Origin of the sequence: Halomonas sp. AOP7-B1-5 (genome assembly GCF_052353045.1) — a bacterium.
GTDB classification, from domain to species: Bacteria; Pseudomonadota; Gammaproteobacteria; order Pseudomonadales; family Halomonadaceae; genus Vreelandella; species Vreelandella colorata.
In genome coordinates this window covers 1-3948 of sequence record NZ_JBQTDC010000085.1, presented here as the reverse complement: position 1 = coordinate 3948, position 3948 = coordinate 1, and the positions used below count along the sequence as shown (strand labels likewise).

Annotated in this window: 3 protein-coding genes; 2 read left to right on the top strand and 1 reads right to left on the bottom strand. The window is 50.2% G+C overall.

Annotation, left to right across the window (positions count from 1 at the left end; genetic code table 11):
- Positions 1–1469: putative bifunctional diguanylate cyclase/phosphodiesterase (locus ACT3XD_RS19335; protein WP_444280685.1), on the top strand; the 1469-nt coding region annotated here is incomplete at its 5' end.
- A 1075-nt stretch (positions 1470–2544) separates the two neighbouring features.
- Here the strand turns inward: ACT3XD_RS19335 and ACT3XD_RS19330 are convergent.
- On the bottom strand, positions 2545–3132 hold the full coding sequence (locus tag ACT3XD_RS19330) for a superoxide dismutase (RefSeq protein WP_192539894.1): 588 nt from the start codon (positions 3130–3132) through the stop codon (positions 2545–2547).
- Between the two features lie 212 nt (positions 3133–3344).
- Between ACT3XD_RS19330 and ACT3XD_RS19325 the strand changes: the two genes are divergently transcribed.
- Positions 3345–3872 carry a hypothetical protein gene (locus tag ACT3XD_RS19325; protein WP_089037376.1) on the top strand — a complete coding sequence of 176 codons (528 nt, stop codon included), beginning with the start codon at positions 3345–3347 and terminating at the stop codon, positions 3870–3872.
- Positions 3873–3948: the final 76 nt, after the last annotated feature.

Below are 3948 nucleotides of genomic sequence, written 5' to 3'. Positions count from 1 at the left end.
TACCCGCCAGTGAGCTTGAACTCAAACACAAAACTGGTGAACTGATATCGGTTTTTTCACAACATCTGATGCTCAATGAGCATACCGATTCACCCTTGTTATTCTGCGTGGATGTCGATCTATCTGACCAAAAGCGCGCCCATCGCGACCTGAAATTTGCTACCCATTTCGACTGGCTCACCCATCTCCCGAATCGCCAGTCCTTTGAAATCAACCTAGACAGCCTATTGGATGCCTGTCGACGCCGGGGCAATGGTCTCACCACCCTCTACCTAGATATCGACAACTTCGTCGAAATTAATGATGCTCTTGGCTATGATCAGGGCGATCGTCTACTCATTGGGCTTACTCGGCGACTGAAAGAGTGCCAACGAGTCACTGAGCTGGTGTCTCGTGTTTCTAGCGATGAATTCGTGCTGGCCTTTCCCGGCGTCTATTTGAGTTCCGACGTCAGACGGATCGTTCGTCATGTCCAAAATGTCTTTCGCAAACCCTTCTTCCTGGACGGTCGAGAGCGTCAGGTTACGGCCTGCCTAGGTGTGGCGCTCTTTCCAGAGAATGGCGAATCATCACGAGAATTGATCCGTAATGCCGATGTTGCCAAGAATCGTGCCAAACTGGAGGGGCGGGGTGCTGTATGCTTCTTCCAACAGAAGCTCCATGATGAACTAGTTCGCCAGCACTACCTCTTGGCACGACTCAAGGAAGCTTTGGACAACGATGAGTTCTCCCTCCATTACCAGCCCCAGGTTTCAGCAGCCAGTGGCCGAATAGAGAATCTTGAGGCCTTAATACGCTGGGAGCCTGCTGAGGGCCCGACGATCTCACCAGCCGAGTTCATCACGCTGGCCGAATATTCCGGCTTGATTCATCGTCTAGGCGATTGGGTCATAGAAGAGGCTTGCCGCCAGCAGGAAGAGTGGCGGTCCAAGGGATTTCATGAACACCGCATCGATATCAATGTATCAGGGCGTCAACTGGTGGGTCGCGGTGCCCTCAAGCGCTTTGAGGATGCGTTGCAGCGTCACGGCTTAGCACCTCGGGATATCGGCATTGAACTGACCGAGAATGTCCTGATAGAAGCCGACGAGACCGCCATTGAGGACCTTCGGCGCCTCTATCATCGCGGCTTTCACATTGCTCTTGATGACTTCGGGACCGGCTACTCATCTCTGAGCTACCTCAAGCACTTTCCAGTCACAGCCCTGAAGATTGACCGCTCTTTCATCCAAGACGCTCCCACGCAGCCGAAGGATCGGGCCATCATGGAGGGTGCTATCCTCATCGGTCATCGATTGGGGTTGGAAGTAGTGGCCGAGGGCGTCGAAAACGCCGAACAGTTGTCATTGCTTCGCGACATGCATTGCGACCTCATCCAGGGGTTCTTCTTCTTCCGCCCAATGCCCGCCGAGGAAATTGATCGTCTACTGAGTGGTTTCGTGCCTACTCACAAAGGTCTAACGAGCTGAACCTTGTCGTGATTTAACGTACAATTCTCTGGAGAGCAGGACCCTAACCTTTTGAACGTCTTCAATACTCATTGATCGCTAGGGCTGCCCCCCCTTACATCGGCCAAGGGCAGTCTTTTGTCGTCTCCGATATGGCATTTACAGTATGCGTACCCACCGAGAGGAGCTGAAAGCGCAATATAGTGGACGTCGCAGTGTCTAGCTTTGTTAAAAGCAAGAGTCACAGTAGCGACCTGATTCGATGAGATTATGAACCTCAGCCCCATGGAAATAGGGGAGGAGATTTTTTTCATAATCGCGGAACAGGGCCGTAATTAAGCAGAATCCCGCAATCTGAGGAAAATATCTCACTACCTGGCTGTTTTGGGCCAAGAAAGCAACACAAACGGAATAGCGGTAATACTTATCATTGTCGACCAGCCAAACAGCGCCGCCACTCATTCCCAACGTAGGGAAAAATTCGGGCCGCTCAATCAATTCGCAGCCAAAACTACTACGACAGGTACGATCTGGGCTGAAAAACCCATGTTCATTCTCCCCTAACAAGGACAGGGTTTAGCTCTTATTAGGCCTTAGACTGCCCCCATTGATTGAATAAACGTGCTGGTATGTTTACTCGACCTGTAACTACTTCCCCTCTTTTTTTTCATATATCGTATGTTGCTTATAAGTCGCTCAACGCTTGAGAAAGGAACATCAATGCCGCTTGCTAACTCCAATACTTAAACATGTTGCAGGATGCGTAAAAAATACACCCTTAAACAGGCATCTTACCTCGCTATTCCTGAATAATGAAGATTTCAAAACCGCTTTCATCGTCTGGCTTAACCTCGATAAAGTCGTAGTTTTTGTGCTGTGTGTAGCTGCTTTAATAGTTCGCGGCGAGCCTTACGCTGCTCGTTCTGATGCTCGACTTCTGAGGAGGTGACCTGATCTATGGCGGCGTTGAATCTTGCACAGTTGTCGATGACCGTATTGTTGCTAAAGTCAGGAACTTTTTCAGAGACTCTCCCGGCATATCGGTGAAAGTTACGGGAATTTAGGCCCCGTAACCTTCTGTCTCGACCTTGTGCAATTAGTTATTTAGACGCCGTGCCACTTTTTCAAAATCCGCTAGTGCCCAAAAACTTTCAAGGAAATTCGGCTTCGCATTGCGGTGATCGATGTAGTAAGCGTGTTCCCACATATCCACGGTCAACAACGGTGTCTGCCCGTTAAGCAACGGATTCTCGGCGTTGGGTGTATTGACAATCTTGAGACTATTTCCATCGATGACCAGCCACGTCCATCCTGCGCCGAAGACCTTCTGTGCAGCATCCGAGAACTGCTGTTTGAACTCTTCTAATGAGCCAAAATATCGGTCCAGCTCTCGGATCAAATCACCTGTAGGCGAGGAGCCGCCGGGGGTTAGGCAGTGCCAGAAGAAAGTATGGTTCCAGATTTGCGCAGCTTGGTTGAAGAGAAATCCCTCTCTCTCGCGAATCATGAGCTCGGGCAAGTCAGCGTTGCTTAGCGATGCATCGGCGGTGTTCTTAATCGCCTCGTTTGCTTTGGTGACATAGGTGTTGTGGTGCTTGCCATAATGGTAATCGAGCGTTTCGAGCGACATATGCGGTGCCAAGGCGCTACGGTCGTAGGGCAGCTCGGGAAGTAAAAAAGCCATGTGAGTCTCCTTGATTCCTATCAGCGGTGGTACCCGACGTGACCAGCCGGGGCCGCTTTCGCCATTGCTATCGAGGTCTGTTGCCAAAGATTAATTCAACCTTTGCTAAAAAGTTTAGCCAATGCTAACTTTTAAAGCAAAGGGATCTTTTAGTTGGCGCTACCCCAATGTCGAAAGCGCCTATCGAATCTTCAAATCTAGAGGAGTTTACGATGCGTAGAACAACTCAAAACGCAATGCCCAGAGATAGTATCGACAGCCAGTGGGCGAGGTTTACGCAAGCAGGTAACGAATCGCTTGAGCGCGGAAACCTACTCGATGCACAACGGTACTATGAGAGGGCGCTAACTGAAGCTAGTGCCATGTTTGATAAGGCTCATTCTGAAAGTGCTGCTTGCCACTATGCACCAATGACTTACAACATCGCTGCATTCAATCTTGCCACTCTATTTAATGAGCTCGGTAACAAACAGATGATGCACCGCTACGCACGCTCTGCATTGGAGCACCTGATCGAGGTTGCCGAACAGCGTAACGTGCCGCAGGAACTACGCTTGCAGTGCATACAACATTTGGGTCGTGCGGTCATCACACTTGAACAACTCTTCCCGGGGGCGCAAACCCATCCTGATTATCGCGTTTTGGTTGCGAATGCTGACTTATTACAACGCAAGTTCGATGTTCGTGCAGGGCTATACAGTATCCCTTCAGCATCCGAACGCGGAGCGATCATCCATTGAGAGCGGACCGAGTGGATAGTCTGTCGATATTGACGTATTCAGCGGCACGTCTGCGACAGCTACCAACACATTCATC